The organism is Stenotrophomonas sp. AG209 (assembly GCF_003550055.1).
Classification (GTDB): Bacteria; Pseudomonadota; Gammaproteobacteria; order Xanthomonadales; family Xanthomonadaceae; genus Stenotrophomonas.
In genome coordinates this window covers 287,920-310,922 of record NZ_QXDB01000002.1, presented here as the reverse complement: position 1 = coordinate 310,922, position 23,003 = coordinate 287,920, and the positions used below count along the sequence as shown (strand labels likewise).

General features: G+C 67.1%; 24 protein-coding genes. 9 read left to right on the top strand and 15 right to left on the bottom strand.

Annotated features, from left to right (window positions below; genetic code table 11):
* The first annotated feature begins 195 nt into the window (after positions 1-195).
* The 3 genes from DFO63_RS13020 to DFO63_RS13010 all read left to right on the top strand — a co-directional run bounded on the left by DFO63_RS13020 (position 196) and on the right by DFO63_RS13010 (position 5,849).
* A complete protein-coding gene (locus DFO63_RS13020) occupies positions 196-2,160 on the top strand; it encodes an oligopeptide transporter, OPT family (protein WP_049443750.1) in 1,965 nt (654 codons plus the stop codon).
* A 234-nt stretch (positions 2,161-2,394) separates the two neighbouring features.
* On the top strand, positions 2,395-4,473 hold the full coding sequence (locus DFO63_RS13015; RefSeq protein ID WP_049443748.1) for a S9 family peptidase: 2,079 nt from the start codon (positions 2,395-2,397) through the stop codon (positions 4,471-4,473).
* A 131-nt stretch (positions 4,474-4,604) separates the two neighbouring features.
* Entirely contained in the window at positions 4,605-5,849 is a 1,245-nt protein-coding gene (locus DFO63_RS13010) for a DUF819 family protein (RefSeq protein ID WP_049443746.1), read from the top strand.
* Positions 5,850-5,910: 61 nt separating this feature from the next.
* Here DFO63_RS13010 and DFO63_RS13005 read toward each other — a convergent pair whose 3' ends face one another.
* The 5 genes from DFO63_RS13005 to DFO63_RS12985 are packed head-to-tail and all read right to left on the bottom strand — an operon-like array spanning position 5,911 to position 8,934.
* Positions 5,911-6,390 (bottom strand): hypothetical protein, encoded by a 480-nt coding sequence (locus tag DFO63_RS13005; protein WP_014646351.1) that lies wholly within the window; start codon positions 6,388-6,390, stop codon positions 5,911-5,913.
* A 46-nt stretch (positions 6,391-6,436) separates the two neighbouring features.
* A complete protein-coding gene (minE, locus tag DFO63_RS13000; RefSeq protein ID WP_005408532.1) occupies positions 6,437-6,697 on the bottom strand; it encodes a cell division topological specificity factor MinE in 261 nt (86 codons plus the stop codon).
* 2 nt (positions 6,698-6,699) lie between these two features.
* Positions 6,700-7,509, bottom strand: coding sequence for a septum site-determining protein MinD (gene minD / locus DFO63_RS12995; protein WP_005415682.1), 810 nt, complete (start codon positions 7,507-7,509; stop codon positions 6,700-6,702).
* Positions 7,510-7,546: 37 nt separating this feature from the next.
* Positions 7,547-8,392 carry a septum site-determining protein MinC gene (gene minC / locus DFO63_RS12990; protein ID WP_014036356.1) on the bottom strand — a complete coding sequence of 282 codons (846 nt, stop codon included), beginning with the start codon at positions 8,390-8,392 and terminating at the stop codon, positions 7,547-7,549.
* Positions 8,338-8,934, bottom strand: a complete 597-nt coding sequence (locus tag DFO63_RS12985; protein WP_014036357.1) for a GNAT family N-acetyltransferase — start codon at positions 8,932-8,934, stop codon at positions 8,338-8,340. Before DFO63_RS12985 ends, minC begins: the two co-directional genes overlap by 55 nt.
* Positions 8,935-9,084: 150 nt before the next feature.
* Here DFO63_RS12985 and DFO63_RS12980 point away from each other — a divergent pair, with 150 nt between their 5' ends.
* The 4 genes from DFO63_RS12980 to DFO63_RS12965 all read left to right on the top strand — a co-directional run bounded on the left by DFO63_RS12980 (position 9,085) and on the right by DFO63_RS12965 (position 12,706).
* The gene (locus DFO63_RS12980; protein ID WP_014036358.1) at positions 9,085-10,281 is read left to right on the top strand and encodes a sensor histidine kinase; all 1,197 of its coding nucleotides are present in this window, start codon (positions 9,085-9,087) and stop codon (positions 10,279-10,281) included.
* Entirely contained in the window at positions 10,281-10,922 is a 642-nt protein-coding gene (locus tag DFO63_RS12975) for a response regulator transcription factor (protein WP_006424175.1), read from the top strand. Before DFO63_RS12980 ends, DFO63_RS12975 begins: the two co-directional genes overlap by 1 nt.
* Positions 10,923-11,156: 234 nt before the next feature.
* The gene (locus DFO63_RS12970) at positions 11,157-12,230 is read left to right on the top strand and encodes an SRPBCC family protein (RefSeq protein WP_014036359.1); all 1,074 of its coding nucleotides are present in this window, start codon (positions 11,157-11,159) and stop codon (positions 12,228-12,230) included.
* A gap of 104 nt (positions 12,231-12,334) precedes the next feature.
* On the top strand, positions 12,335-12,706 hold the full coding sequence (locus DFO63_RS12965; RefSeq protein ID WP_019659313.1) for a DUF423 domain-containing protein: 372 nt from the start codon (positions 12,335-12,337) through the stop codon (positions 12,704-12,706).
* A gap of 511 nt (positions 12,707-13,217) precedes the next feature.
* On the opposite strand, the gene DFO63_RS12960 is transcribed toward DFO63_RS12965, so the two are convergent.
* The 5 genes from DFO63_RS12960 to DFO63_RS12940 are packed head-to-tail and all read right to left on the bottom strand — an operon-like array spanning position 13,218 to position 15,916.
* The gene (locus DFO63_RS12960) at positions 13,218-14,027 is read right to left on the bottom strand and encodes a M15 family metallopeptidase (protein ID WP_049443741.1); all 810 of its coding nucleotides are present in this window, start codon (positions 14,025-14,027) and stop codon (positions 13,218-13,220) included.
* Positions 14,028-14,036: 9 nt separating this feature from the next.
* Positions 14,037-14,630 carry a PH domain-containing protein gene (locus DFO63_RS12955; protein ID WP_049443740.1) on the bottom strand — a complete coding sequence of 198 codons (594 nt, stop codon included), beginning with the start codon at positions 14,628-14,630 and terminating at the stop codon, positions 14,037-14,039.
* Between the two features lie 3 nt (positions 14,631-14,633).
* Positions 14,634-14,813 carry a DUF4177 domain-containing protein gene (locus DFO63_RS12950; protein ID WP_005415690.1) on the bottom strand — a complete coding sequence of 60 codons (180 nt, stop codon included), beginning with the start codon at positions 14,811-14,813 and terminating at the stop codon, positions 14,634-14,636.
* The gene (locus DFO63_RS12945; protein ID WP_005415691.1) at positions 14,810-14,989 is read right to left on the bottom strand and encodes a hypothetical protein; all 180 of its coding nucleotides are present in this window, start codon (positions 14,987-14,989) and stop codon (positions 14,810-14,812) included. The genes DFO63_RS12950 and DFO63_RS12945 overlap by 4 nt, the downstream gene beginning before the upstream one ends.
* A gap of 45 nt (positions 14,990-15,034) precedes the next feature.
* On the bottom strand, positions 15,035-15,916 hold the full coding sequence (locus DFO63_RS12940; protein ID WP_049443739.1) for an SPFH domain-containing protein: 882 nt from the start codon (positions 15,914-15,916) through the stop codon (positions 15,035-15,037).
* 137 nt (positions 15,917-16,053) lie between these two features.
* On the opposite strand from DFO63_RS12940, the gene purT reads away from it, so the two are divergent.
* Complete coding sequence (gene purT, locus DFO63_RS12935; protein ID WP_119007150.1) at positions 16,054-17,241, top strand: formate-dependent phosphoribosylglycinamide formyltransferase; 1,188 nt, start codon at positions 16,054-16,056, stop codon at positions 17,239-17,241.
* A 77-nt stretch (positions 17,242-17,318) separates the two neighbouring features.
* On the opposite strand, the gene DFO63_RS12930 is transcribed toward purT, so the two are convergent.
* The gene (locus tag DFO63_RS12930) at positions 17,319-18,527 is read right to left on the bottom strand and encodes an endonuclease/exonuclease/phosphatase family protein (protein ID WP_014036367.1); all 1,209 of its coding nucleotides are present in this window, start codon (positions 18,525-18,527) and stop codon (positions 17,319-17,321) included.
* Between the two features lie 38 nt (positions 18,528-18,565).
* Positions 18,566-19,321 carry an arginyltransferase gene (locus tag DFO63_RS12925; RefSeq protein WP_014036368.1) on the bottom strand — a complete coding sequence of 252 codons (756 nt, stop codon included), beginning with the start codon at positions 19,319-19,321 and terminating at the stop codon, positions 18,566-18,568.
* Between the two features lie 156 nt (positions 19,322-19,477).
* Here DFO63_RS12925 and DFO63_RS12920 point away from each other — a divergent pair, with 156 nt between their 5' ends.
* Entirely contained in the window at positions 19,478-20,038 is a 561-nt protein-coding gene (locus tag DFO63_RS12920) for an EF-hand domain-containing protein (RefSeq protein WP_119007149.1), read from the top strand.
* Positions 20,039-20,089: 51 nt separating this feature from the next.
* Here the strand turns inward: DFO63_RS12920 and DFO63_RS12915 are convergent, their stop codons facing one another.
* The 3 genes from DFO63_RS12915 to tesB all read right to left on the bottom strand — a co-directional run bounded on the left by DFO63_RS12915 (position 20,090) and on the right by tesB (position 22,868).
* Entirely contained in the window at positions 20,090-21,307 is a 1,218-nt protein-coding gene (locus DFO63_RS12915) for a sigma-70 family RNA polymerase sigma factor (protein WP_119007148.1), read from the bottom strand.
* A gap of 138 nt (positions 21,308-21,445) precedes the next feature.
* A complete protein-coding gene (locus DFO63_RS12910) occupies positions 21,446-21,955 on the bottom strand; it encodes a pathogenicity-like protein (RefSeq protein ID WP_119007147.1) in 510 nt (169 codons plus the stop codon).
* 4 nt (positions 21,956-21,959) lie between these two features.
* Positions 21,960-22,868 carry an acyl-CoA thioesterase II gene (tesB, locus tag DFO63_RS12905; RefSeq protein ID WP_008265305.1) on the bottom strand — a complete coding sequence of 303 codons (909 nt, stop codon included), beginning with the start codon at positions 22,866-22,868 and terminating at the stop codon, positions 21,960-21,962.
* Between the last annotated feature and the right edge of the window lie 135 nt (positions 22,869-23,003).

Here is a 23,003-nt window from a genome sequence, read left to right as displayed (position 1 = left end):
GCAACTGCGACGGGTCGATAGAAGGATATAACATATCATTTGCGCGATACCCAACCCGGCTTTGCCGTATCAGCCTGCTGCGGTCGCACGTGCTGCGCCATCGCACTGCAGCACGTGCCCCCATCCTTTGGCACGCTGGACTTGATCTGCCCCGACAGCTAGCGTGGCAGGGATTTTTTGCCAGCAGGGGCTTCCATGAACCACGACGCTGCGCCCAAGCAGCTCACCTTCCGCGCAGTGGCCCTGGCCATCGTGCTGGCGGTGGTGCTGTCGGCCGCAAACGCCTACCTCGGTCTGTTCGCAGGCCTGACCATCGCCACCGCCATTCCCGCTGCGGTGATTTCCATGGGCGTGCTGCGCCTGCTGGGCGGTGGCTCCATCCTTGAAAACAACATCGTGCAGACCGGCGCCTCGGCCGGTTCGTCGATCGCCGCCGGTGTGATCTTCACCATCCCCGCGCTGGTGATCATGGGCTATTGGCCGGACTTCAAGTACTGGTGGGTGCTGGGCATCGCCGGTCTCGGCGGCCTGCTGGGCGTGCTGTTCTCGGTGCCGCTGCGCCGTTCGATGATCGTCGAAGACCCGCTGCCGTTCCCGGAAGGCAAGGCAGCGGCGGAAGTGCTCAAGGCCGGTGAGAACCCGGGCCCGGGCCTGAAGATCCTCGCCATTTCGGCGGTGATCGGTGCCTTCGTGAAGCTGGCCGCGGAAAGCGGCATGCGCCTGATTCCCGATGCCTGGGCCACCTCGGCCTACGTCGGCAGCTCCAAGGTCACCGCCTTCATCGGCACCAACCTGTCGCCGGCACTGCTGGGCGTGGGCTACATCGTCGGCCTCAACGTCGGCATCGTGGTGGTGTCCGGCTCGATCCTGACCTGGCACATCGCCATCCCGATCTACCAGGCGTTCTTCATGAACACCGATCCGGCACTGGCCGCGTCGGTTGCCGCTGCTTCCTCCACCGAAGCCGCGTTCGCCATCTGGGGCGCGAAGATGCGCTACCTGGGCGTCGGTGCGATGCTGATCGGTGGCATCTGGACCCTGATCTCGCTGCGCAAGTCGCTGCTCAACGGCGTCAAGAGCGGCTTTGCCGCCGCCCGCAAGAGCGGTGGCCCGGTGCTGGCGCACACCGAGCGCGACCTGCCGATGAAGTGGATGCTGGTCGCCCTGGTGGTGTTCGTGCTGCCGCTGCTGGCCCTGTACCAGGCCATCGTCGGCCAGTGGCACGTGTCGATCCCGATGACCCTCATCATGATCGTCGCCGGCTTCCTGTTCGTCTCGGTCTCGGCCTACCTGGCCGGCCTGATCGGTTCGTCCAACAACCCGGTTTCGGGCATCACCATCTCCACCATCCTGTTCGCCTCGGCCGTGCTGGTCGTGCTGCTGGGCAAGGATGGCCTGCAGCCGGTCGGCGCCTTCGGCGCGCCGCTGGGCGCGGTGGCCGCGATCATGATCGGCGCGGTGGTGTGCTGTGCTGCAGCGGTCGGCGGTGACAACCTGCAGGACCTCAAGGCCGGTTACATCGTCGGTGCCACCCCGTGGAAGCAGCAGCTGATGCTGGGCATCGGTGCGTTCTCCTGCGCGCTGATCATGGCGCCGGTGCTGAACCTGCTGGCCACCGCCTACGGCATCGGCGTGAAGTCCGAGCTGCACCCGAACGCGCTGGCTGCTCCGCAGGCCAACCTGATGGCCTCGGTGGCCAAGGGCCTGTTCGGTGGCGAGCTGCCGTGGACCTTCATCGGGATCGGTGCCGTGGTGGGCGCCGCCATCATCGCCTTCGACAGCTGGCTGAAGGCGCGCAACGCCCGCTTCCGCGTGCCGGTGCTGGCCGCCGCCATCGGCATCTACCTGCCGCTGGAACTGATGGTGCCGATCTTCCTCGGCGGCCTGATCGCCTACCTGGTCGAGCGCTTCCACAAGGTGCGTGCCGACGACGAAGAAGGCCGCGACCGCGTGCACAAGCCGGGTGTGCTGTTTGCTGCCGGCCTGATCACCGGCGAGGCACTGATGGGCATCGCCATCGCGATTCCGATCGTGGTCAGCAGCCGCGCCGACGTGCTGGCCGTGCCGTTCCACCTGCCGGGCGCACAGTGGATCGGCCTGGCCGTGCTGTTCGTGGTCGGCTGGCTGATCTACCGCACCGGCAAGCGCGCCGTGGCGTGATGCACGGGGTCGGATCCCTTCCCGCAGGGAAGGGCTCTGACCCGGTAGTGCCGGCCGCTGACCGGCAACCAGACAGATTGCCGGCCAGCGGCCGGCACTACCGCAAACCGCGCTACGGCGCGGTTTGCCTTTTCTGGCGAAGGCATCGACCCGTCCCCGGCCATGACCGATGGCCTTGGCAGCCCCGGCCACCCGGGCCTACCATCGGTTTTTTGCCGTCCTGCGGAGACCCCGATGAAACTGCGTCATGCCCTGCTGCCACTGAGCCTGCTGGCCGCCCTGCCCAGCGTCGCCGCTGCCCGTGGCCTGGAAGTCCGCGACATGGTGGCCATGGACCGCGTCTCCGCGCCGGTACTGACCGCCGATGGCGGCACCGTGGTGTTCGCCAAGCGCAGCGTGGACGCCAACCTGAAGGCCTCCACCGCGCTGTTCGCGCGCAACCTGCGCACGCGTGACGCGGCCCCGCCGAAGCAGATCACCCCGGCTGGCTGGAGCGTCAATTCCGCGTCGCTGTCGGCCGACGGCCAGACCGTGTATTTCCTCAGTGCCAAGAACGGCAGCCAGCAGCTGTACGCGCAGCCGATCAACGGCGGCACCCCGCGCCAGCTGACCGACTTCCCGGTGGACGTGGACAGCTACCACGTGTCGCCGCAGGACGACCGCGTGCTGTTCAGCGCCGGCGTGTTCCAGGCCTGCGCCTCGGACCTGGCCTGCACCGAGAAGAAGCTCAAGGACGTGGCCGGCGCCAAGGCCAGCGGCAAGGTCTTCGATTCGCTGTTCGTGCGCCACTGGGATACCTGGAACGACGGCCGCCGCAACACCCTGTTCGTGGCGCCGCTGCCGGCGGCCAAGGCCGGTGCGGTCAAGGGCGCGTCGGCGCTGAGCGCGACCATCGACGGTGATGCGCCGTCCAAGCCGTTCGGTGGCAATGATGATTTCGCGTGGTCGCCGGATGGCGCCAGCGTGGTGGCCAGCATCCGCGTTGCCGGCAAGCAGGAGCCGTGGTCGACCAACTTCGACCTGTACCGCTTCGACGCCGCCGGCAAGCAGGCGCCGGTCAACCTGACCGCTGCCAACCCGGCCTGGGATGCCGGCCCGGTGTTCAGCGCCGACGGCAAGACCCTGTTCTACCGTGCGATGAAGCGCCCGGGCTTCGAGGCTGACCGCTTCGGCCTGATGGCGATGGACCTGGCCAGCGGCAAGACCCGCGAGATCGCCCCGCAGTGGGATCGTTCGGCCGGTGGCATCACCCTGTCCGCGGATGGTGCCAGCATCTACACCACTGCCGATGACCTCGGCGAACACCCGCTGTTCCAGATCGACGTGGCCAGCGGCAAGGCCACCAAGCTGATCGGCGACGGCAGCGTGACCGCGGTCGACGTGGCCGGCAACAGCGTGGCGATCACCCGCAACAGCCTGAAGAGCAACGACCAGGTGCTGGTCGGCCTGCTGCCGGCCGCGGGTGAAGCCATCGGCGAACTGCGCGCGCTGACCCCGGCTGCCGGCGAGGTGCTCAAGGATGTCAGCTTCGGCGACTACGAGCAGTTCGAGTTCAAGGGCTGGAACAACGACACCGTGCATGGCTATGTGGTCAAGCCGCACAACTACCAGGAAGGCAAGTCGTACCCGGTTGCGTTCCTGATCCATGGCGGCCCGCAGGGCAGCTTCGGCAATGGCTGGAGCTACCGCTGGAACCCGCAGACCTATGCGGGCCAGGGCTACGCCGTGGTGATGATCGACTTCCACGGTTCCACCGGCTATGGCCAGGCCTTCACCGATGCGATCAGCCAGCACTGGGGCGACCGTCCGCTGGAAGACCTGCAGAAGGGCTGGGACGCCGCGCTGAAGAAGTATTCCTTCCTCAACGGTGACAAGGCCTGTGCGCTGGGTGCCAGCTACGGCGGCTTCATGGTCAACTGGATTGCCGGCAACTGGAACAGCCCGTTCAAGTGCCTGGTCAACCATGACGGCGTGTTCGACCAGCGCATGATGGGCTACGCCACCGAAGAGCTGTGGTTTACCGAGTGGGAGCAGGGCGGTACCCCGTACCAGAAGGCCGCGAACTACGAGAAGTTCAACCCGGTCAACCACGTGGCGGACTGGAAGAAGCCGATCCTGGTCATCCATGGCCAGCAGGACTTCCGCATTCCGGTCGAGCAGGGCCTGGCCGCTTTCACCGCCGCCCAGCGCCAGGGCATCGAATCGAAGTTCCTGTACTTCCCGGATGAAAACCACTGGGTGCTGAAGCCGAACAACAGCATCCTGTGGCATGACACCGTCAACGCCTGGCTGAAGCAGCACATCGGCGAATAAGCCGGTTCAGCGCCCAGGGGTCGGATCCCTTTCGCCACGCGGAAGGGCTCCGACCCCGTCATTGACCGCCCCCGGGGTCAGAGCCCTTTCGCGTGGCGAAAGGGATCCGACCCCGCACCCAGAGCGCCTGCATGCCCTCGACCGCCCTGATCCAGAACGACATCGTCGTCTTCGGTTTGATCGCCGCCACGCTCGGCGCCGTGTTCTGGACCGCCTCGCGCGAGCAGGGCCTGTGGAAGCGCTTCTACACCTTCGTGCCGGCACTGCTGCTGTGCTACCTGATTCCCGGCATCTACAACACCGTCGGCCTGATCGACGGCCAGAACACCAGGCTCTACAACCCGATCGCGCGCGACATCCTGTTGCCGGCGGCGCTGATCCTGCTGACCCTGGCAGTGGACATCAAGGGCATCCTGCGGCTCGGCCCGAAGCTGGTGCTGATGTACCTGGGCGCCTCGGCCAGCATCATGCTCGGTGCGGTGGTGGCGTTCCTGGTGATGCGCGCGATCCATCCCGACACCGTGGCCGGTGATACCTGGGCCGGCATGGCGGCACTGGCCGGCAGCTGGATCGGTGGTGGCGCCAACATGCTGGCGATGCGCGAAGTGTTCGACGTCAATGCGACCACCTTCGGCCAGTTCGCCGTGGTCGACGTGGGTGTCGGTTACGTGTGGATGGCTGCGCTGATCTTCCTGGCCGGGCGTGCAGCGAAGATCGACGCGCGCAGCGGTGCTGACACGTCGGCCATCGATGAGCTGAAGGAGCGCATCGCGCGCTTCCAGGCCGAGCACGAACGCATTCCCAGCCTGACCGACCTGATGCTGATCGTGGCGGTGGCTTTCGGTGGTGTCGGCCTGTCGCACGCGATCGGTGCGCCGCTGGCGGCCTGGTTCAAGGCCAACGTCAGCTGGGCCCCGCAGTTCAGCCTGGACGCGCCGTTCGTGTGGGTGGTGGTGCTGTCGACCACGCTGGGCCTGAGCCTGAGCTTCACCCGCGCACGCAATCTGGAAGGCGCAGGCGCGTCGCGGCTGGGCTCGCTGCTGCTGTACTTCCTGATCGCCTGCATCGGCATGCAGATGGATCTGCTGGCGCTGCTGGACCGCCCGTGGCTGTTCCTGCTCGGCCTGATCTGGATTGCCGTGCACATCGTGCTGCTGTGGTGCCTGGGCAAGCTGCTGAAGGTGCCGTTCTTCTATTTCGCCATCGGTTCGCAGTCGAACATCGGTGGCCCGGCCTCAGCGCCGGTGGTGGCGGCCGCGTTCCATCCGGCCCTGGCGCCGGTGGGCGTGCTGCTGGGCACGATGGGCTATGCCACCGGCACCTACCTGGCCTACATCGTCGGCATTACCCTGCGCGCGCTGGCCGGGCAGGGCTGATGGGTGTTGGGGTCAGATCCCTTTTGCGCCGCAAAAGGGATCTGACCCGGTCCACGATGCGTTACGCCACCGGCAAGCCGCGTTCGATCAGCCACGCTTTCGCGTCTTCGGCGTCCTGCTCGAACCACGCCTTCGTAGATCCCAGCCGATACGTATACCCCCAGGCATCCATGTCGGCCATCAGCCGCTGGCTGCCGACACCGGGCAGCTGCCCGGCCAGCACGATCTGCAGGTAGCAGGTCGCGTCTTCCTCGGCCACCGAGTCGGTGGCATCGGTATGCACCTGCGCACGCCGCTCCGGTGGCAGCACGATCAGGTGGCAGGCTTCGTGCAGCATCGAGTGCACCGGGGTGTCATCGCGCACGTACACGTTGCTGGCGATGATGCCCGCCTCGGGTTCGCCCCAGTAGCTGCCGGGAATCGGTTCACCGGCCGCTACGTGGTGCAGCCGAAGGCCGTGCGCGGCGAGCAGGCACTGCGCATCGGCGAAGGCGATGTCGCCCACGCAGGTGATGTCCACGGCGGTTGTCGTATCGGTCATGCGGGTCAGGCAGCCCCGCCCATGCAGGCACGGGCGGGGCGGGGGATCAGGGTTTGTCCGGGCCTTCAGGCAGCGCCACGGAGATGTCCAGCACGTCGTGCTGGCCATCCTTCACCAGGTCGACCTTCACCGCATCGACGTCGATGTTCACGTACTTCTTGATCACTTCCAGCAGCTCGCGCTGCAGCAGCGGCAGGTAGTCCGGGCCACCGCGGTGGCTGCGCTCCTGCGCGATGATGATCTGCAGGCGGTTCTTGGCGGTTTCGGCGGTGGTCTTCTTCGCTTTGAGGAAATCAAACAGGCCCATGCTTACCCTCCGAACAGCTTGCTGAAGAAGCCCTTCTTCTCGACGTTGGTGAAGCGCATCGGGCGTTCTTCGCCAAGGATGCGCGCGACGGCGTCTTCATAGGCCTGGCCGGCAGCGGATTCGACATCCAGGATGACCGGCTCGCCCTTGTTGGAGGCGTTGAGCACGTCGCCCGATTCCGGAATCACGCCGATCGCCTTCAGGCCGAGCACTTCCTCGACGTCGGCGATGCTCAGCATCTCGCCGCTTTCCACGCGCAGCGGGGTGTAGCGGGTCAGCAGCAGGAAGGCCGGCACGTCCTGGCCCGATTCGGCCTTGTGGGTCTTCGAGTCGAGCAGGCCGATGATGCGGTCGGAGTCGCGCACCGACGACACTTCCGGGTTCACCACCACCACCGCGCGGTCGGCGAAGTACATCGCCAGGAAGGCGCCCTTCTCGATGCCGGCCGGGGAGTCGCAGATGATGTAGTCGAAGCCGTCGGCAGCCAGGTCCTTCAGGACCTTGCCCACGCCTTCCTGGGTCAGCGCGTCCTTGTCGCGGGTCTGCGAGGCAGCCAGCACGTACAGGTTGTCGAAACGCTTGTCCTTGATCAGGGCCTGCTTGAGGGTCGCTTCGCCGTGCACGACGTTGACGAAGTCGTACACCACGCGGCGTTCGCAGCCCATGATCAGGTCGAGGTTGCGCAGGCCGACGTCGAAGTCGATCACCGCCACCTTCTTGCCGCGCCGCGCCAGGCCGCAGGCCAGGCTCGCGCTGGAAGTGGTCTTGCCGACGCCGCCCTTGCCGGAGGTGACTACGATGATTTCAGCCAAAGGACTTCTCCTGGTTCTGCATGAGTTTGGTGCTGCGTCAGTCCAGCGCAGCGATCTTGATCTGGTCCTGTTCCAGCCACACCTGGACGGCCTTGCCGCGCAGGTTGTCCGGAACATCGTCCAGTACCTTGTAGTGGCCGGCAATGGCCACCAGTTCCGCATGGAAATCACGGCAGAAGATGCGTGCCGCGGTGTTGCCCTGGGCCCCTGCCAGCGCGCGGCCGCGCAGGGTGCCGTAGATATGGATGCTGCCGTCGGCGATGACTTCGGCGCCGGCGCCGACGGTGGCCATCACGGTCAGGTCGCAGTTTTCCGCGTACAGCTGCTGGCCCGAACGCACGTTGCCCAGCTGCATGCGGCCTGGCTGCGGTGCGGCGGCGTCGGCCACCTTGGCCACCGGCGTTGCCGGGGCCGGCTTCGGTTCGGCACGGGCCGCGCGGCGCGGCTCCGGTGCGGGCGGCGGCGGGGCCGGCTCGGCCTCGGCACGCTCGTACTGCGCGCGGAACTTGGCCAGCAGCGGCAGGCCAAGCTGCTGCGAGAGCAGGTCGATCGCGCTGGTGCCGTAGGCCAGTGCCACCGGCAGCACGCCCGCGCTGCGCAGGCCATCAACCAGCGCCTGCGCGGTGGCCACGTCCGGCACCTGGCTCAGGCCGCCGAAGTCGAGGATCACCGCGGCGCGGCCGAACAGCTTCGGTGCGCGGGTCACGCGCTCGCGCATTTCCTGCACGAGGCGCTCGACATCAAGGGTACGGATGCGCAGGTTGGCGATGCCCACCTGGCCGATCTTCAGTTCACCGGCCTGTTCGTAATCGAAATTCACCGCCACGCTCAGGTCCCCGTCGGCCGCTGTGCCTGCGCCGGCAGCTGCCGGGCGCGTGTCCATGCCACATCCGGCAGCTTGTCGCCGTAGGTCTCCTGGACCCACGGGTAGCTGCACAGTTCCTTGGCCAGCATGCTGGCGCGCACATCGACCTGCGGCATGGTGTTCTGGCCCAGCTCGCGGAAGCCGAAGCTGCCGTGGAAGAGCAGGGCGGCATCGGCGCCATGGTCGAGGAAGACTTCGCAGGTCATCTGCGGGTAGCGCAGCTCGGCGAAGCTCTGCGCGTCGGCATAGAACGCACGGCCGACGCCACCGCCACGACGGCGGCTGGCGACCACGATGCGGTCGATATAGAAGAACGGGGTGTCCAGCTGCTGCTTGAACCAGGCGAAATTGCTGCTGTCGTGCTGGCTGTCGCTGCCGAAGCCGATCAGGAAGCCGGCCAGGTTGCCGTCGCGCTCGGCGACGCGGAAATACTCAGCGGTTTCATAGAACAGGCGCAGGCGGGCCGCATCCAGGGGAAGGATGGCCAGGCCAGCGTTGTTGTTCAAAGCCAGGACGGAATCGAGCTCGTGCTCGCGCACGTCGCGGATGACAATCGACATTGTGACTCCGTGGGGTAACGCGGTTGGTCCATCAAGGGACCCTGCGCACGATTATTGCATGCCCGGGGTGGGCTGCGGCATGAACAGGCGACCGGGCAGGCATGACTTCCGTGGGGTGCGGTGCGCAGGCGCGGCCCGTAGAGTGCTGGCATGTTGGGAGTCCTCAGCCATACCCGCGTCCTCCGCCTGGCCGGCCTGTTCACCTGGGTCATGGTCGGCCTGCCCCTGGCGTACTCGCAGTTCGAGAACCTGCACAGCCGCGGTGACATGGGCGGCTGGGCGATCCTGCTGTTCGTCGCCTACCTGTCCTTCGGCACCGCCTACTACTGGCTGACCCGCATCCTGCGCAGCGACAGCCACACCAGCTGGCTGGACCGCGGCCTGCTGCTGTTGCTGACGGTCTCGGCGCTGGGGGTCAGCTTCCTCAGCGGCTCGGGCCTGGGCAGCATCCTGATGATGGTGGCGGCCGGGGTCATCCCGTGGATGCTATCGGTACGGCTGGGGGTGCTGTGGCTGCTGGTCAGCCAGCTGGCGGTGGCGCCGGTCTACTACATGCTGCTGCGCTTCCCGCTGTTCGAAGCGGTGATGCAGTCGCTGCTGTACGGCGGCTTTTCCATGTTCATCTTCGTGACCAGCCTGGTCGCGCGGCAGCAGACCGAGGCCCGCGACGAGCAGCGCCGGCTCAATTCGGAACTACGGGCCACCCGTGCCCTGCTGGCCGAGAGCGCGCGGGTCAACGAGCGCACCCGCATTTCGCGCGAGCTGCATGATCTGCTGGGCCACCAGCTGACCGCGCTGACCCTGAACCTGGAGGTCGCCGGCCACCTGGCCGAGGGCCAGGCGCTGGATCACGTGAAGCGCTCGCACGCGTTGGCCAAGCTGCTGCTGGGCAACGTGCGCGAGGTGGTCAGCCAGCTGCGCGAGACCGGTGCCATCGATCTGGCCGCGGCGCTGCGCCCGCTGACCGAGAACGTGCCCTCGCTGGACATCCAGCTGGAGATCGAGGATCCGCTGAACGTGGAGGACCCGCAGCGGGCCCACGTGCTGCTGCGCTGTACCCAGGAGATCATCACCAACGCGGTGCGCCACGCCGGCGCCCGCCACCTGTGGATCAGGGTGTACCGTGAAGCCCCCGACCGGGTGGTGGTGGAGGCCCGCGACGACGGCGTCGGCGCGGATATGGTCAATGTGGGCAATGGCTTGCGCGGCATGCGCGAGCGCCTGCAACAATGTGGTGGCCAGCTGCAGATCGAAACCCGTCCCGGTGAAGGCTTCCGGCTGCGGGCGACGGTGCCGGCAACGGTGCTGGTGGCGGCCCTTACAAAGGTTCCTGAAGGAGTGCGTTGATGATTCGCGTCTGCCTGGTCGACGACCAAACCCTGGTGCGGCAGGGAATCCGCTCCCTGCTGGCGCTCGACGACGGCATCGAGGTGGTGGCCGAGGCCGGCGACGGCCGGCAGGCGGTCGAGCTGATACCGCAGGTGCGCCCCGACGTAGTGCTGATGGACATGCGCATGCCGGTGATGTCCGGCCTGGAGGCACTGCAGGTGCTGTCGCGGCAGGAACAGCTGCCGCCGACCATCATCCTCACCACCTTCGACGACGATCAGCTGGTGCTGGCCGGGCTCAAGGCCGGTGCCAAGGGCTACCTGCTCAAGGATGTCACCCTGGCGCAGCTGGTCGGTGCCATCCGCACCGTGGCCGACGGCGGTTCGCTGGTGCAGCCGGCGGTGACCCAGCGCCTGCTGTCCGGCCTGGAGCACATGCGCAACGAGTTCGTCAGCCTGGACCGCCCGGACCCGCTGACCGACCGCGAGACCGAGATCCTGCGGCTGATGGCCAGTGGCTTCTCCAACAAGGAGATCGCCAATTCGCTGGGCGTGGCCGAAGGCACCATCAAGAACCACGTGTCCAACATCCTTTCCAAGCTGGGCGTTCGCGACCGTACGCGTGCCGTACTGAAGGCGTTCGAACTCCAGCTGGTCTGAGGAAAATCGTTCAAGTACAACGACTTGGATGGTGGTCGGGGGTTTCCGCCAAGGTTGCCCCCTACTTGCCGGGTAGCGGTATGCGTTACCCTTCGAATTCTTTGTCCATACAAATACGCAGCCGGCAGGGAAACCGGTGCGCCAATCCCGATAAACAATGCCCGCGAAGCCTGCTAGGATTGGCGCTTCGCTTCAATCAACCCGGCCGTGGGATCGGCCCCGGAGACTCTCTGAATGACCCGTATTATCGAGTTCCTGATCGCCTTGGGGATCGTGGCTGGCCTGTTCGTCATCATTGGCGTATGTCTGCCGGGCGAGCGTCACATCACCGAAAGCATCGAGACCAACCGCAAGATGACGATCGTGTACGACACGGTCAGCAGCCTGCGCCGCTTCAAGGACTGGAACCCGCTGGTACTGCGCGATCCCGCCGTTGAACTGAAGCTGTCCGGCCCGGCCTCCGGTACCGGTGCCACCCTCGACTTCACCTCCAAGGACCTGGGCACCGGTTCCTGGAAGATCACCGAAGCCGAAGAGAACAAGCGTGTTGTGATCGCCATCGAAGACGCCACCAAGGGTCACGACAAGGTCACCACCTTCAGCCTGGAGCCGACCGGCAAGGGCGGTCGCAACGTCAAGATCACCCAGGACTACTCGGTGAAGTACGGCTTCGACCTGTTCGGCCGTTACGCCGGCCTGTATGTCAGCCGCCAGATCGGCGACGACATCAAGATGGGCCTGTCGCGCATGGCCAACATGCTCGCCAGCGTCCCGAACGTCGACTACCGCACGCCGGAAGCCCCGCTGACCGATCTGGCCATCGTTGAAGTGCCGGCCGAGAACCTGCTGGTCGTCAACGCCGGCAACGTGGACCGCGGCCAGGACACCATCACCAAGTCCATCAAGGACAACCAGGAGTGGATCAAGCGCGTGATGGAGGCCAATGGCCTTGAAGCCGCCGGTCCGTTCCGCATCATCACCACCGACTTCGGCCAGGAGAAGTACGCCTTCGATATCGCCCAGCCGGTGAAGAAGAAGGGTGCTGAAGGTGCTGCTGCCGACGAGCTGACCGTCAAGATCGACGGCGGCGCTCCGGTCAAGTACGTGCACGTTGCTCCGCACCGTTCGGCACATGCGGCCTACACCGGCCACATGGCGGGTCTGGACGTGGCCCGCAACGGCCTGCGTGCCTGGGCCGTGACTTCGGGTAACGAAGTCATCGACCGTCCGTACGAAACCTGGAAGGACGGTATCGACAAGTCGTTCACCCCGGAAGCGACCTACGACATCTACTGGGCCGTCAAGTAAGCCTCGGCTGACCCATGTAATGTTGGACACGAAAACGCGCCGCTTATTGCGGCGCGTTTTTTTTCATCTGGCGCCCGGCAAGGGGCGCTGCGCAAGGAGCCTTCATGTTCAATCTGGAACGTCGCGCGCGTAAGCCTTCCCTTCTGGCCTGCCTGGGTGCGCTGCTGGCCGCTGCCTCGATCGGCCTGTCTGCCTACGCGTCGCACGGTGTGGCCGATCCGCTGGCGCAGCAGCACCTGAACATGGCGGCGCTGTATGCGTTCGCGCATGGCGCGGTGCTGGTGGCGCTTGGCCCGCGTGCGCAGGGGGCAATCGCACACCTGGCGCTGTATGTGCTGCTGCTGGGCGTGTTGTTGTTTTCCGGCAGCCTGGTGGGCGGGGCGCTGTGGCAGTGGCCGACGCGGATGGCGCCGATCGGTGGCACCAGCATGATGGCCGGCTGGGTGCTGCTGGCGATCAATGCGTTGAGGCGGTGAGGGTCGCAGGGCTGTCGCTCCGATCCATACCGATGCGATCGTGATGGTTCATGGGCGTTACTTTTCTTTTCGCGCGAAAAGAAAAGTAACCAAAAGAAACGCGCCGCCGGCCGCGAGCCGATGCTGCGCATCGGTACCCTGTGCTCCTCGGCCCGTCGAGGGACGGTGCGGAGAGCAGCCGAGCATGGCTCGGCTCTACAGAATCGCAAGCACCTCTTCGCCCTCGCCGGACCTGCGGTGCTCGGCTCGCTTGAAGGCGGACCCAACAGCCGCGCGCTGACCCGTTATAGAGGCTTCGAGCGAAGCGACCCGCTTTTGTCTTTGCTCTCTTGTTCCATTCCGTGGCGGACGCACACGGAAACTGTCAGAGGCCGGGCGGGTGGGCTGGGCTGGGGTATCCGCGCCATGGATGGCGCGGCTAAGCCTCCAGGGGCGGATTCACGGCGTCCCCTGCCCAGCCTACCCGCCCGGACAGCTCCATGAATTTCGCCGTGCAGCCGCCACGAGGGGCTCAGCCGTTGGCCGGTCTCCAGCACCAGTGCCAGGGTTCGTAGACGATGCCGTGCGGGTTGTCGCGTGGGTAGCTCAGATGGAAGCCGTGCGTGCTGGCATGGGTCTGCAGCCACGCGAAGGCGTCTGTGGCTTCGAACGATTCTTCGGCCGGGGCATCGCCCGGTGTGCCGATGTCCAGTGCATGGCCGCTGTGGTGTTCGCTGAAACCCGGCGCGGCATTGACCTTCAGGATCTCCGTCACGCTCAGCCCGCGTGCAAGCTTCCGTTCGAAGATGCCCAACTGGTAGGCATGGCTGCGGAAACCGGAGATTGCATCCAGTGCGATGCCATCCCGCGCGGCGTGCAGGCGCATCCGTCGCCAGCCCTGTGCGGCACCACGGCGCAGCCATAGCGGGCGGGCGAAGCGGTCGCGGCCAGCGAAGTGCAGCAGGCACGGTTCCGGTTCCAGGGGCAGGCCGCTGTCATCGGCATAGCGCTGCACATCCAGGCCAAGCTGCTGTAGCCGCTGCTGCAGCCCGGCCAGGGGCAGCCAGTGTTCTTCCAGCGCAGCGCCGAAGGGGTGGGCAGCGGTGGCGTCGAGCAGCGCCAGTGCGTCCTCGACCCCGGGCTCGCGCGGCAGGCGCGGCACCATCGAATGCACGCCGTGCGGGAGTACGGCCGCCAGATAGCGGCCATCGCGCTTGCGTCGCAGTACCCAACGCGCCTGCGACAGCAGGCGTGCATCCAGGTTGCTGCGTGCACGCAGCAGGTGGGCCGGCCACAGCTCGATGGCCTCGGTATTGATCAGCAGGGGCGGGCGTCGTTGCATCGCCGCAGCTTACTGCCGTGGCGCCGGCGCGGCCACCTTGCGCAGTGCGTCCAGCAGCACCTGCGGCCGGTCCAGGCTGAGCAGCAGCGTGCTGCCATCGCTGACCGGCAAGGCGAGAACGCGCGTTCGGTCGGTGACCAGCGCAAACCCCTTGCCGCCGCCCTGCAGGCGGAAGTGGCCGGAATAGAAACCCGGCATCGCATAGCCGTTGGTCTTGAAGCGGATGCCATAGCGGGGGTCACGCTGCAGGTCGACCACCTCGGTCTGGTCCAGCCGCAGCTGTGCCACCGGAACGCGGCGGCGGTACATCGTCGAGCGCACATCCAGTACGTCGTCGGCCAACTCCACCCGGCGGCGGAAGAAGGCCGCGCCCAGCCCGATGCCGAGCGCTGCAATCACCAGCAGGCTCCAGGCGGCGCTGCCGCCCATCCGGAACCAGGGCGGCGACAGCGTTACTTCGATCCAGGGCGCCGTCGCCGGTGCCTTGTACAACTGCGCATACAGGCAGGCCACGAACGCGGCGAGCAGGGGCAGCACGATCCACAGCACGCGCAACGGCGAGCTCTCGGCCACCTCGTACTGTTTCGGATCGCTGGCGCCCATGGCTCAGGCCTCCTTCTTGAATACCAGCATCGCCGGGCGCATCGGTGCGGGGATGATGATGTTGACCAGCTCCCAGCCCAGCTGGCCCTGGCGGCTCAGTTCGCTCTGGATGTCCTCGGCCTTGAGCAGGCCCATCATGGACGTCTTGACCTCGATGGTCTGGTAGCTCCAGCGCTTGCTCATTCCTTGTCCTCCGAAGATGGCGTGGGTTTCGGCAGGCGTCCTGCCTTGCGCAGGGCGTCGCGCAGCACGTATTCGATCTGTGCGTTGAGGCTGCGCAGCTCGTCGTCAGCCCAGCGCTGCGCGGCGGCCAGGACGTCGGCGTTGATGCGCAGCGGGTAGGCTTTCTTCTCACTCATGCAAGCTCCTGGCGGGGCGGTGGGGCGCCCCGTTGCGAGGGTGGTTCAGTACAGCGAACCGGCGTTGACGATCGGCTGGGTGCCGCGGTCCGAGCACAGCACGGTCAACAGGTTGCTGACCATGTGCGCCTTGCGTTCCTCGTCCAGCTGCACCACGCCGTTCTTCTGCAGTTCGGCCAGGGCCATTTCGACCATGCCGACCGCACCGGCCACGATGCGCGTGCGTGCGGCGATCACCGCGTTGGCCTGCTGACGCTGCAGCATCGCCTGGGCGATTTCGGCGGCGTAGGCGAGGTGGCTGATGCGCGCGTCGATCACCTGCACGCCGGCATCGGCCAGGCGCTCGGCCAGTTCGTTCTTCAGGTGCTGGGAGATCTCGCTGGCATGGCTGCGCAGGGCCAGCTGGCCATCCTCATGCTGGTCGTACGGATAGCTGGTGGCCATCGCGCGCAACGCCGATTCGGACTGGATGTGCACGAAGCTCTCGTAGTCGTCCACGTTGTAGACCGCTTCGGAGGCATCGACCACCTGCCAGACGATCACCGCGGCGATCTCGATCGGGCTGCCGTCCAGCTCGTTGACCTTCAGCTTGCCGCTCTCGAAGTTGCGCACGCGCTGGCTGACCCGGCGCTTGGCAAAGAAGGGGTTGTTCCAGCGCAGGCCGTTGTCCTTCACGGTACCCACGTACTTGCCGAACAGGCTCAGTACCGCCGCCTGGTTGGGCTGGATGGTGTACAGGCCGGCCAGGATGAACACGCCCAGCGCCACCAGCAGGGCGCCCAGCAGCATCAGCAGCAGGTTGGGCGAGCCGGTGCTGGCCTTGGCTGCCACGCCCAGTACGAACAGGGCTGCGCCGGCGAGGGCGACGAGCAGGGCGCCGGCCAGCGTGCCGAGGCCGTTGAGGGAAGACAGTGACTTCTCTTTCATGGCGGTACGTCCTTGAGGGTTCGGAGAGAAGATATCAAAGTGATATCACTTGTCCACTACCGTTCGTCGGATGCCATGGCCGGGGTGCCCGGCCAGCTAGAATGCCCACCCGCCTTCAGATCGCTGCTGGAACCGCCATGGCCAAGCTTGGAACTCCGTTGTCCCCCTCCGCCACCCGCGTGCTGCTGCTGGGCTCGGGCGAACTCGGCAAGGAGGTGGCCATCGAGCTGCAGCGGCTGGGCGTGGAAGTGATCGCCGCCGACCGCTATGCCGATGCCCCGGCCATGCAGGTCGCGCACCGCTCGCACGTGATCGACATGCTCGATGCGATGGCCCTGCGTGCCCTGATCGCCCAGGAGCAGCCGCACCTGGTGGTGCCGGAGATCGAGGCCATCCATACCGAGACCCTGGTCCAGCTGGAGCAGGAGCAGGGCCTGCGGGTGATCCCGACCGCGCGCGCCGCCCGCCTGACCATGGACCGCGAGGGCATCCGCCGCCTGGCCGCCGAAACCCTCGGCCTGCCGACCTCGCCGTATCGCTTCGTCGATACCGAAGCCGAGTACCGCGCCGCCGTGGCCGCCATCGGCCTGCCGTGCGTGGTCAAGCCGGTGATGTCGTCCTCGGGCAAGGGCCAGAGCACGCTGCGCAGCGAGGCGGACATCGCCCCGGCCTGGGAGTACGCGCAGACCGGTGGCCGCGCCGGAGCCGGTCGCTGCATCGTCGAAGGCTTCATTGATTTCGATTACGAGATCACCCTGCTCACCGTGCGCCATGCCGGTGGCACCTCGTTCTGCGCGCCGATCGGCCATCTGCAGAAGGACGGCGATTACCGCGAAAGCTGGCAGCCGCAGCCGATGTCGAGCAAGGCGCTGGCGCGTGCCGAAGAGATCTCGCGTGCGATCACCGATGACCTCGGTGGCTGGGGCCTGTTCGGCGTCGAGCTGTTCGTGAAGGGCGACGAGGTGTGGTTCAGCGAAGTGTCGCCGCGCCCGCACGACACCGGCCTGGTGACGCTTGTTTCGCAGGAACTGAGCGAGTTCGCGCTGCACGCGCGCGCCATCCTCGGCCTGCCGATCCCGGTGATCCGCCAGAGCGGCCCGTCGGCCTCGTGCGCGCTGCTGGCACACGGCGAGGGCGTGCCGTACTTCAACAACGTCGCCGCCGCCCTGCAGGTGCCGGACACCGCCGTGCGCCTGTTCGGCAAGCCCAGCGTGCATGGCCATCGCCGCGTCGGCGTGACCCTGGCGCGCGCGGAAACCATCGACGAAGCGCGTTCGATCGCACGTGACGCCGCCGACGCCATCGGCGTCGAACTGCGCCCGTAAAGCAAAAAGGGGACGGAGGGGATTAAGTCGCTTTTCCACAAACGACTTAATCCCCTCCGTCCCCTTTTTGTGTGGGGCTACGGCTTCACATCCACCCACACCAGGTGGTGGTCGCTGCCGTCGGCGATCTTCGCTTCCGGGCTTTCATTGGCCGGCCAGAAGATGCCGCTGCCCACGTATTCGAAACCGGTCGAGGGCAGCACGTAGTCCAGGCGCATGGTGCCGGACTTCGGGCCGAAATCGCCGGTGGCGTGGAACGGTGCGCCCTTGCGCTCGATGCCCTTGGCCGCATAGGCCAGGCTGGTCTGCTCGCCACCGACGCTGCGTGGGGTGGGGTAGCGCAGCACGCGGGCGTTCTCGATCAGTTCGACGATCGCCTCATGGCGGCCATCGCCGTCGACCGGGTCGTTGTTGAGGTCGCCGAGGATCACGAAGCGCGCGTCCTGCGCCAGGCCGCCGCACTGGCCCTTGTCGTCGCACAGCCACGGCTTGTCACCCTTGGACAGGTATTCCTGCCACAGGCGCAGTTCGTCGTGGTTGCGCGCCGCGTTGCGCTTTTCCGGGCCGTCGAACACCGGCGGGGTCGGGTGCGAGACCAGCGCGTGCACCACACCGGCCGGGGTCTTCACCGGCACGTCCCAATGCGACTTCGACGACAGCCGCAGCTGCGACCACACGTGGTCGTTGTAGAAGCTCTTGCCGGTGCGCGGGTCGACCGGACGGATCGCCCCCGGCATCGCGCTCCACTTCAGCAGCTGGAAGCTGCGCACCTTGGCTTCATCGATCGGGTAGCGCGACAGCACCAGCATGCCGTACTGGCCCGGGTGCAGGCCGTAGCCCCAGGCGTCGTTGCCGCGGCTGCGGCCTTCGCCGCCGACCACGCCGTTGTTGTCCAGGTCCAGGCCGCTGGGCACGCCGGTATTGACCGGCGCCAGGTAGCGGTAGGCGAAGTGCAGCGGCTTGCCGCCACCGGGCTGGGCGACGTCCAGGTAGCGCTTCTGGAACAGGTCGGCGGCGCGATGCGCATCGTCGAAGTCGAATTCATTCAGCAGCACCAGGTCCGGGCGCACCTGCTGCAGCACCGCGGCGATCTTGCGTGCGTGCTCGCTGTCGCCTTCCAGTTCCTTGATCAGGCCACCGGCGTCATCGGAGTACAGCGAGGTGTTGTAGGTGGCCAGGCGCAGCGCGCCGGACGGCTTTTCGGTCATCGCAGGGGACGTGGCGAAGGCGGGGGCGGTGGCGCCGCAGAGCAGGGCCAGGGCGAGGATCAGGGGTTTGGCGTTCATGGGCCGTATTGTGCACCCGGCCCGGTGTCAGCGGTTTGTCAGCGCCCGTCCAGATCCTTGTCGAAATCGTGCCAGCGGCGGCCATCGTAGGCCTCCAGCGGATGGAAGCGGCGCTTGTAGTCCATCTTCTGGTGGCCGCGGATCCAGTAGCCCAGATACACGTGCGGCAGGCCCTCGCGGCGGGCCCATTCGATCTGCTGCAGGATCGCGAAGGTGCCCAGCCCGCGTGCGGCGTGGTCCGGGTCGAAGAAGGTGTAGACCGCCGACAGGCCATGCTCGGTGACGTCGGTCACCGCCACCCCCAGCAGCTGGCTGGGCTGGCCGTCGTGGCCGGGCAGGCGCATCTCCATGAAACGGGTATGCGACCAGCTGCCGATCAGGAACTGCTCGAACTCGTGCGGGCCGTGGTCGTCCATGCCGCCATTGGCGTGGCGGTGGGTGAGATAGCGGTGGTACAGCGCGAACAGGTCGTCGCGGGCGGTGGCGGCGGTGATCCGCACCTCCAGGTCGTCATTGCGGGCGGCACAACGGCGCTGGCTGCGGTCCGGGGCGAAGCGCGCCACCGGGATGCGCACCGCCACGCAGGCCTGGCAGTGCGCGCAATGCGGCCGGTAGACCAGGTCGCCGCTGCGGCGGAAGCCCCAGCTCAGTGCCAGCGGGTACAGGCCGCCAAGGCGGCGATCGTGCGGGTCCAGCACCAGGTCGCGCGCCACCCGGTCCGACCAGTACCCGCAGGGGTGCTCGCCGGTCTGGAAAAGTCGCAGTTCGTCGTCTCTGTCGCCATGTATCGCCATGGGCACAGCATAGCCCCAGCCTGTCGCAGTGGCGGCGACTGTCCGCCGGATGAATGGAACCGGCAGTGGCGTCAACCGATGTCGCGCCCGGGCGTTGTTGTTCCCCGAGGGTGAAGTGATCACCCCGACGCTGTTCCCATCCCCAGGAGTGACCTCATGATCCGTACCCCCCTGCTGCTGGCCCTGCTGCTCGGCACCTCTGCTTCCGGTATCGCGCTGGCGGCCGACACCCCGACCACGCCGGCGCAGCGCCCGGCCAAGCTGGACACCAACGGCGACGGCGTGATCGACCGCAGCGAGGCCGCTGCCAACCCGCGCCTGGCCGCGAAGTTCGACGAGCTGGACAAGAACAAGGATGGCAAGCTCTCGCGCGATGAGCTGCCGCGCTGGCAGCATGGCCGCCGTGGCCACGGCGGTGAGCGCTGGGCCAAGCTGGACGTCAACAAGGATGGCCGCATCAGCCGCGAGGAAGCCAAGGCCGACCCGCGCCTGGCCGCACGCTTCGACCAGCTCGATCTCAACAAGGACGGCTACCTGGACAAGGCCGACCGCGAGCTGCGCATGAAGCAGCGCCGTGACGCCTGGTTCGCTGCCGCCGACACCAACAAGGATGGCCAGCTGAGCAAGGCCGAGTTCGATGCGGCCAAGGGCCCGATGCACGGTGGCCCGCGCCACGGCGGTCCGCGCGATGGCGCCGCGCGGAAGCCGCAGCGCTGAGTTTCAATGCAGTGATTGATGACAACGCCGGCGCACTGCCGGCGTTGTCCGTTACAGGCGGCCGCTGCGCATCAGTGAGTACACCACCAGCGCGATGACCATCAGGTTCATGGCGATGATGCCGGTGCGGCCATACATGGACTCGTATTTCCAGTTGGTCCCGCTGCGGCCGCGCCGCGCCGAATCACGCGCGATCATCGGCGCCATTACCCGCTGCAGCGGCACCAGGCACTGGTAGTTGACCACGCCCAGGCCGACCGCCAGCACCGCCAGCTGTGCCCAGACCGGCGCCTGCAGCATCACAGCCAGCAGGATCGCCAGGCACCAGAACATGCCGGTGAGGATGTTGAGGTAGAGGAACCGGCGAACATCGGCGCGCTCGGACGCCGTTTCGGTGTACGACATCAGGAAGCGTCCGCCCAGGTAGCTGCCGATCGCACCACCGACCACGCCACCGATCACCGCCCCCCAGCTTTCGGCCGGCAGCACGTGCAGCTGGCCCAGCGTGGCAGTCAGCGAGCCCATCGCAGTGCCTCCGGCAGCGCTGGCACCGCCGAGGCCAAGCTTGCTGCCGCCGATGCCGACGCCGGTGCCGAGCAGGATCGCGGCACTGGCGGTGCCGGGCGCGGCCACCAGCACCATCGACACCACAGCGGTGGCGAATGCGGCGCTCGGCGCGCTGCTGCGCGCGAATTCGCCGAAGCGCTGCAGCAGGCCGTCGCGCACCAGGGCGCGGGCACGCGACAGGCGCTTGCGCACGGCGGCGTCACTGAGCCCGAGCAGGTCGGCCACCTGCTGCGAGCGTTGGCCTTCGCGGTAGTACAGCAACAGCACTTCGCGGCTGTCGGCGGGGAGTGCGGAAATGATGTCCTCGGCGGCGATCTCTTCTTCCACCCGTTGCAGGCGGTCGGCCGCGCCCGGGGCCGGGTCGGCCGCCATGCCCATCGCCACTTCGGCCGCTTCGCCGGTCAGCGGCCGGCCACGTTGTGCACGCAGCCAGTCGCGGGCCAGGTTGCGGGTGATCTGCCGCAGCCAGGGCAGGAAGCTGGTCGAGCTGCGCAGCTGGTGCAGCTGCTGCCAGCCCTTCACGAAGGCCTCCTGGGCGATGTCCTCGCTGGCCTGGCGGTCGCGGGTGATGGCCAGGGCGATGGCGGTGACCGTGTTCTGGCAGGCCAGCACGATGCGGCCGTAGGCATGCTGGCAACCGCTGGCGGCGGCGGGCAGTTCGCGTTCCAGGGTCTGGTCGATCGATGCGGCGAACGTCGTCATGGCGGCGGCTCTCCTGCTGGGATTGTGTCCCATGACGGAGCCGCGCGCCGTTTGTGACCGAAAAAAGGGGACGGAGGGAATTAAGTCGTTTGTGGCACAAACGACTTAATTCCCTCCGTCCCCTTTTTCACCCGCGAATTATTTCGAGGGCTGGATGCGGACCCGGACTTCTTCCTCTTCGGGTGCGGCCTGCGGGGCCGGTTGCGTCTGCTGCGGCTGGGGCTGCGGGGCGGGGTCCGGAGCTGCCGGAGCCGGGGCGCCGCGATGGCGCAGGCCGATCACCAGTGCCACGCCGGCGATCATCACCAGCAGGGCGATGCGGATGCGCCAGGCCCAGCTGCGACCACCGCTGCCCTGTTCCGGTGCGTCGCGGAAGGCGAATTCGGCGGTCGGATGGTCGCGGCGGGTGGTGTCGAGCAGGCGCGCCTCACGCAGGATTTCGCGCGCGCGCGGCTGGTCGTCGGCGCGCACGATCCACACCGCCGGGTAAGCATTGGCATTGCCGAGGTCGGTATAGCTGAACTGGCCGCGGCGGCGGGTCTTGTACGAGCGCCCATTGGTCACCTTGACGTCGATGCCATGCCCGCGCAGGAGCTCGGCCACGCCTTCGACGGTTTCCACGCGCTGGCTGCTGAAGATCTGGCGCATGGGATCAATCCTTCGCCGGTACGGCGGCGGCCGCTGCCTGGTCGGGAACCACGCGGATCAGGCCTTCCTGCGCGGTGCTGGCCACCAGCACGCCATTGCGGGTGAAGAACTGGCCGCGGGCCAGGCCGCGCGAATCCTGCGCGCTGGGGCTGTCCAGCGAGTACAGCAGCCAGTCGTCGGCACGGAACGGGCGGTGGAACCAGATCGCGTGGTCGAGCGAGGCCATCTGCACGTGCGGGTGGTAGTAGCTGATGCCGTGCGGGAACGTGGCAGTGCCCAGCAGGTGGAAGTCGGAGGCGTAGGCCAGCAGCGCCTGGTGCAGCTCCGGCGCATCGCCGACCGGTTCGCTCAGGCGCAGCCACACCTGGTGGTACGGCGGGCGCTTGGGCGGGTTCAGTTCGTCGCGCGGGTAGACGTGGCGGAACTCGAACGGGCCGCCGCGCGACAGCCAGCGCTGCACCTTGATAGGCAGGCGTTCCAGGACTTCGGCCGGCAGCGGCCGGTTCGGTTCGATGTCTTCCGGCTGCGGCACTTCGGGCATCTTGTGCTGGTGCTCGGCGCCGGTCTCGGCCTGCTGGAACGAGGCCGCGCAGAAGAAGATCACCTTGCCGTGCTGGATCGCGGTGACCCGGCGCACCGAGAAGCTGCCGCCGTCACGGGTGCGGTCCACGTCGTAGACGATCGGGTGGTCGATGTTGCCGGCGCGCAGGAAGTAGGCGTGCAGCGAGTGCACGTGGCGGCCGTTGTCGACCGTGGCCTGTGCCGCAGCCAGCGCCTGGCCCAGCACCTGCCCGCCGAACACGTACTTGGTGCCGATGTCGCGGCTCTGCCCGCGGAACAGGTTGTCCTCCAGCCGCTCCAGCGTGAGCAGGTCGATCAGCTCGGAGACGACGGGTTCGGGCGTGTCGTTCAAGGGGGCGGCCACAGCAGTGAAAGTGGGCCTGATTATACCGGTGCAGCCCGGCCCATCATCGGTAGTGCCGGCCGCTGGCCGGCAACCTCATGATCCTCCTGGGGTGCCTGCGGATGCCGGCCAGCGGCCGGCACT

What these genes read in the sequence shown, in the direction of transcription:
- DFO63_RS13020 (WP_049443750.1), top strand. Translation starts at nt 196, where the DNA reads ATGAACCACGACGCTGCGCCCAAGCAGCTCACCTTCCGCGCAGTGGCC.
- DFO63_RS13015 (WP_049443748.1), top strand. Translation starts at nt 2,395, where the DNA reads ATGAAACTGCGTCATGCCCTGCTGCCACTGAGCCTGCTGGCCGCCCTG.
- DFO63_RS13010 (WP_049443746.1), top strand. Translation starts at nt 4,605, where the DNA reads ATGCCCTCGACCGCCCTGATCCAGAACGACATCGTCGTCTTCGGTTTG.
- DFO63_RS13005 (WP_014646351.1), bottom strand. Translation starts at nt 6,390, where the DNA reads ATGACCGATACGACAACCGCCGTGGACATCACCTGCGTGGGCGACATC.
- minE (WP_005408532.1), bottom strand. Translation starts at nt 6,697, where the DNA reads ATGGGCCTGTTTGATTTCCTCAAAGCGAAGAAGACCACCGCCGAAACC.
- minC (WP_014036356.1), bottom strand. Translation starts at nt 8,392, where the DNA reads ATGGACACGCGCCCGGCAGCTGCCGGCGCAGGCACAGCGGCCGACGGG.
- DFO63_RS12985 (WP_014036357.1), bottom strand. Translation starts at nt 8,934, where the DNA reads ATGTCGATTGTCATCCGCGACGTGCGCGAGCACGAGCTCGATTCCGTC.
- DFO63_RS12980 (WP_014036358.1), top strand. Translation starts at nt 9,085, where the DNA reads ATGTTGGGAGTCCTCAGCCATACCCGCGTCCTCCGCCTGGCCGGCCTG.
- DFO63_RS12975 (WP_006424175.1), top strand. Translation starts at nt 10,281, where the DNA reads ATGATTCGCGTCTGCCTGGTCGACGACCAAACCCTGGTGCGGCAGGGA.
- DFO63_RS12970 (WP_014036359.1), top strand. Translation starts at nt 11,157, where the DNA reads ATGACCCGTATTATCGAGTTCCTGATCGCCTTGGGGATCGTGGCTGGC.
- DFO63_RS12965 (WP_019659313.1), top strand. Translation starts at nt 12,335, where the DNA reads ATGTTCAATCTGGAACGTCGCGCGCGTAAGCCTTCCCTTCTGGCCTGC.
- DFO63_RS12960 (WP_049443741.1), bottom strand. Translation starts at nt 14,027, where the DNA reads ATGCAACGACGCCCGCCCCTGCTGATCAATACCGAGGCCATCGAGCTG.
- DFO63_RS12955 (WP_049443740.1), bottom strand. Translation starts at nt 14,630, where the DNA reads ATGGGCGCCAGCGATCCGAAACAGTACGAGGTGGCCGAGAGCTCGCCG.
- DFO63_RS12950 (WP_005415690.1), bottom strand. Translation starts at nt 14,813, where the DNA reads ATGAGCAAGCGCTGGAGCTACCAGACCATCGAGGTCAAGACGTCCATG.
- DFO63_RS12945 (WP_005415691.1), bottom strand. Translation starts at nt 14,989, where the DNA reads ATGAGTGAGAAGAAAGCCTACCCGCTGCGCATCAACGCCGACGTCCTG.
- DFO63_RS12940 (WP_049443739.1), bottom strand. Translation starts at nt 15,916, where the DNA reads ATGAAAGAGAAGTCACTGTCTTCCCTCAACGGCCTCGGCACGCTGGCC.
- purT (WP_119007150.1), top strand. Translation starts at nt 16,054, where the DNA reads ATGGCCAAGCTTGGAACTCCGTTGTCCCCCTCCGCCACCCGCGTGCTG.
- DFO63_RS12930 (WP_014036367.1), bottom strand. Translation starts at nt 18,527, where the DNA reads ATGAACGCCAAACCCCTGATCCTCGCCCTGGCCCTGCTCTGCGGCGCC.
- DFO63_RS12925 (WP_014036368.1), bottom strand. Translation starts at nt 19,321, where the DNA reads ATGGCGATACATGGCGACAGAGACGACGAACTGCGACTTTTCCAGACC.
- DFO63_RS12920 (WP_119007149.1), top strand. Translation starts at nt 19,478, where the DNA reads ATGATCCGTACCCCCCTGCTGCTGGCCCTGCTGCTCGGCACCTCTGCT.
- DFO63_RS12915 (WP_119007148.1), bottom strand. Translation starts at nt 21,307, where the DNA reads ATGACGACGTTCGCCGCATCGATCGACCAGACCCTGGAACGCGAACTG.
- DFO63_RS12910 (WP_119007147.1), bottom strand. Translation starts at nt 21,955, where the DNA reads ATGCGCCAGATCTTCAGCAGCCAGCGCGTGGAAACCGTCGAAGGCGTG.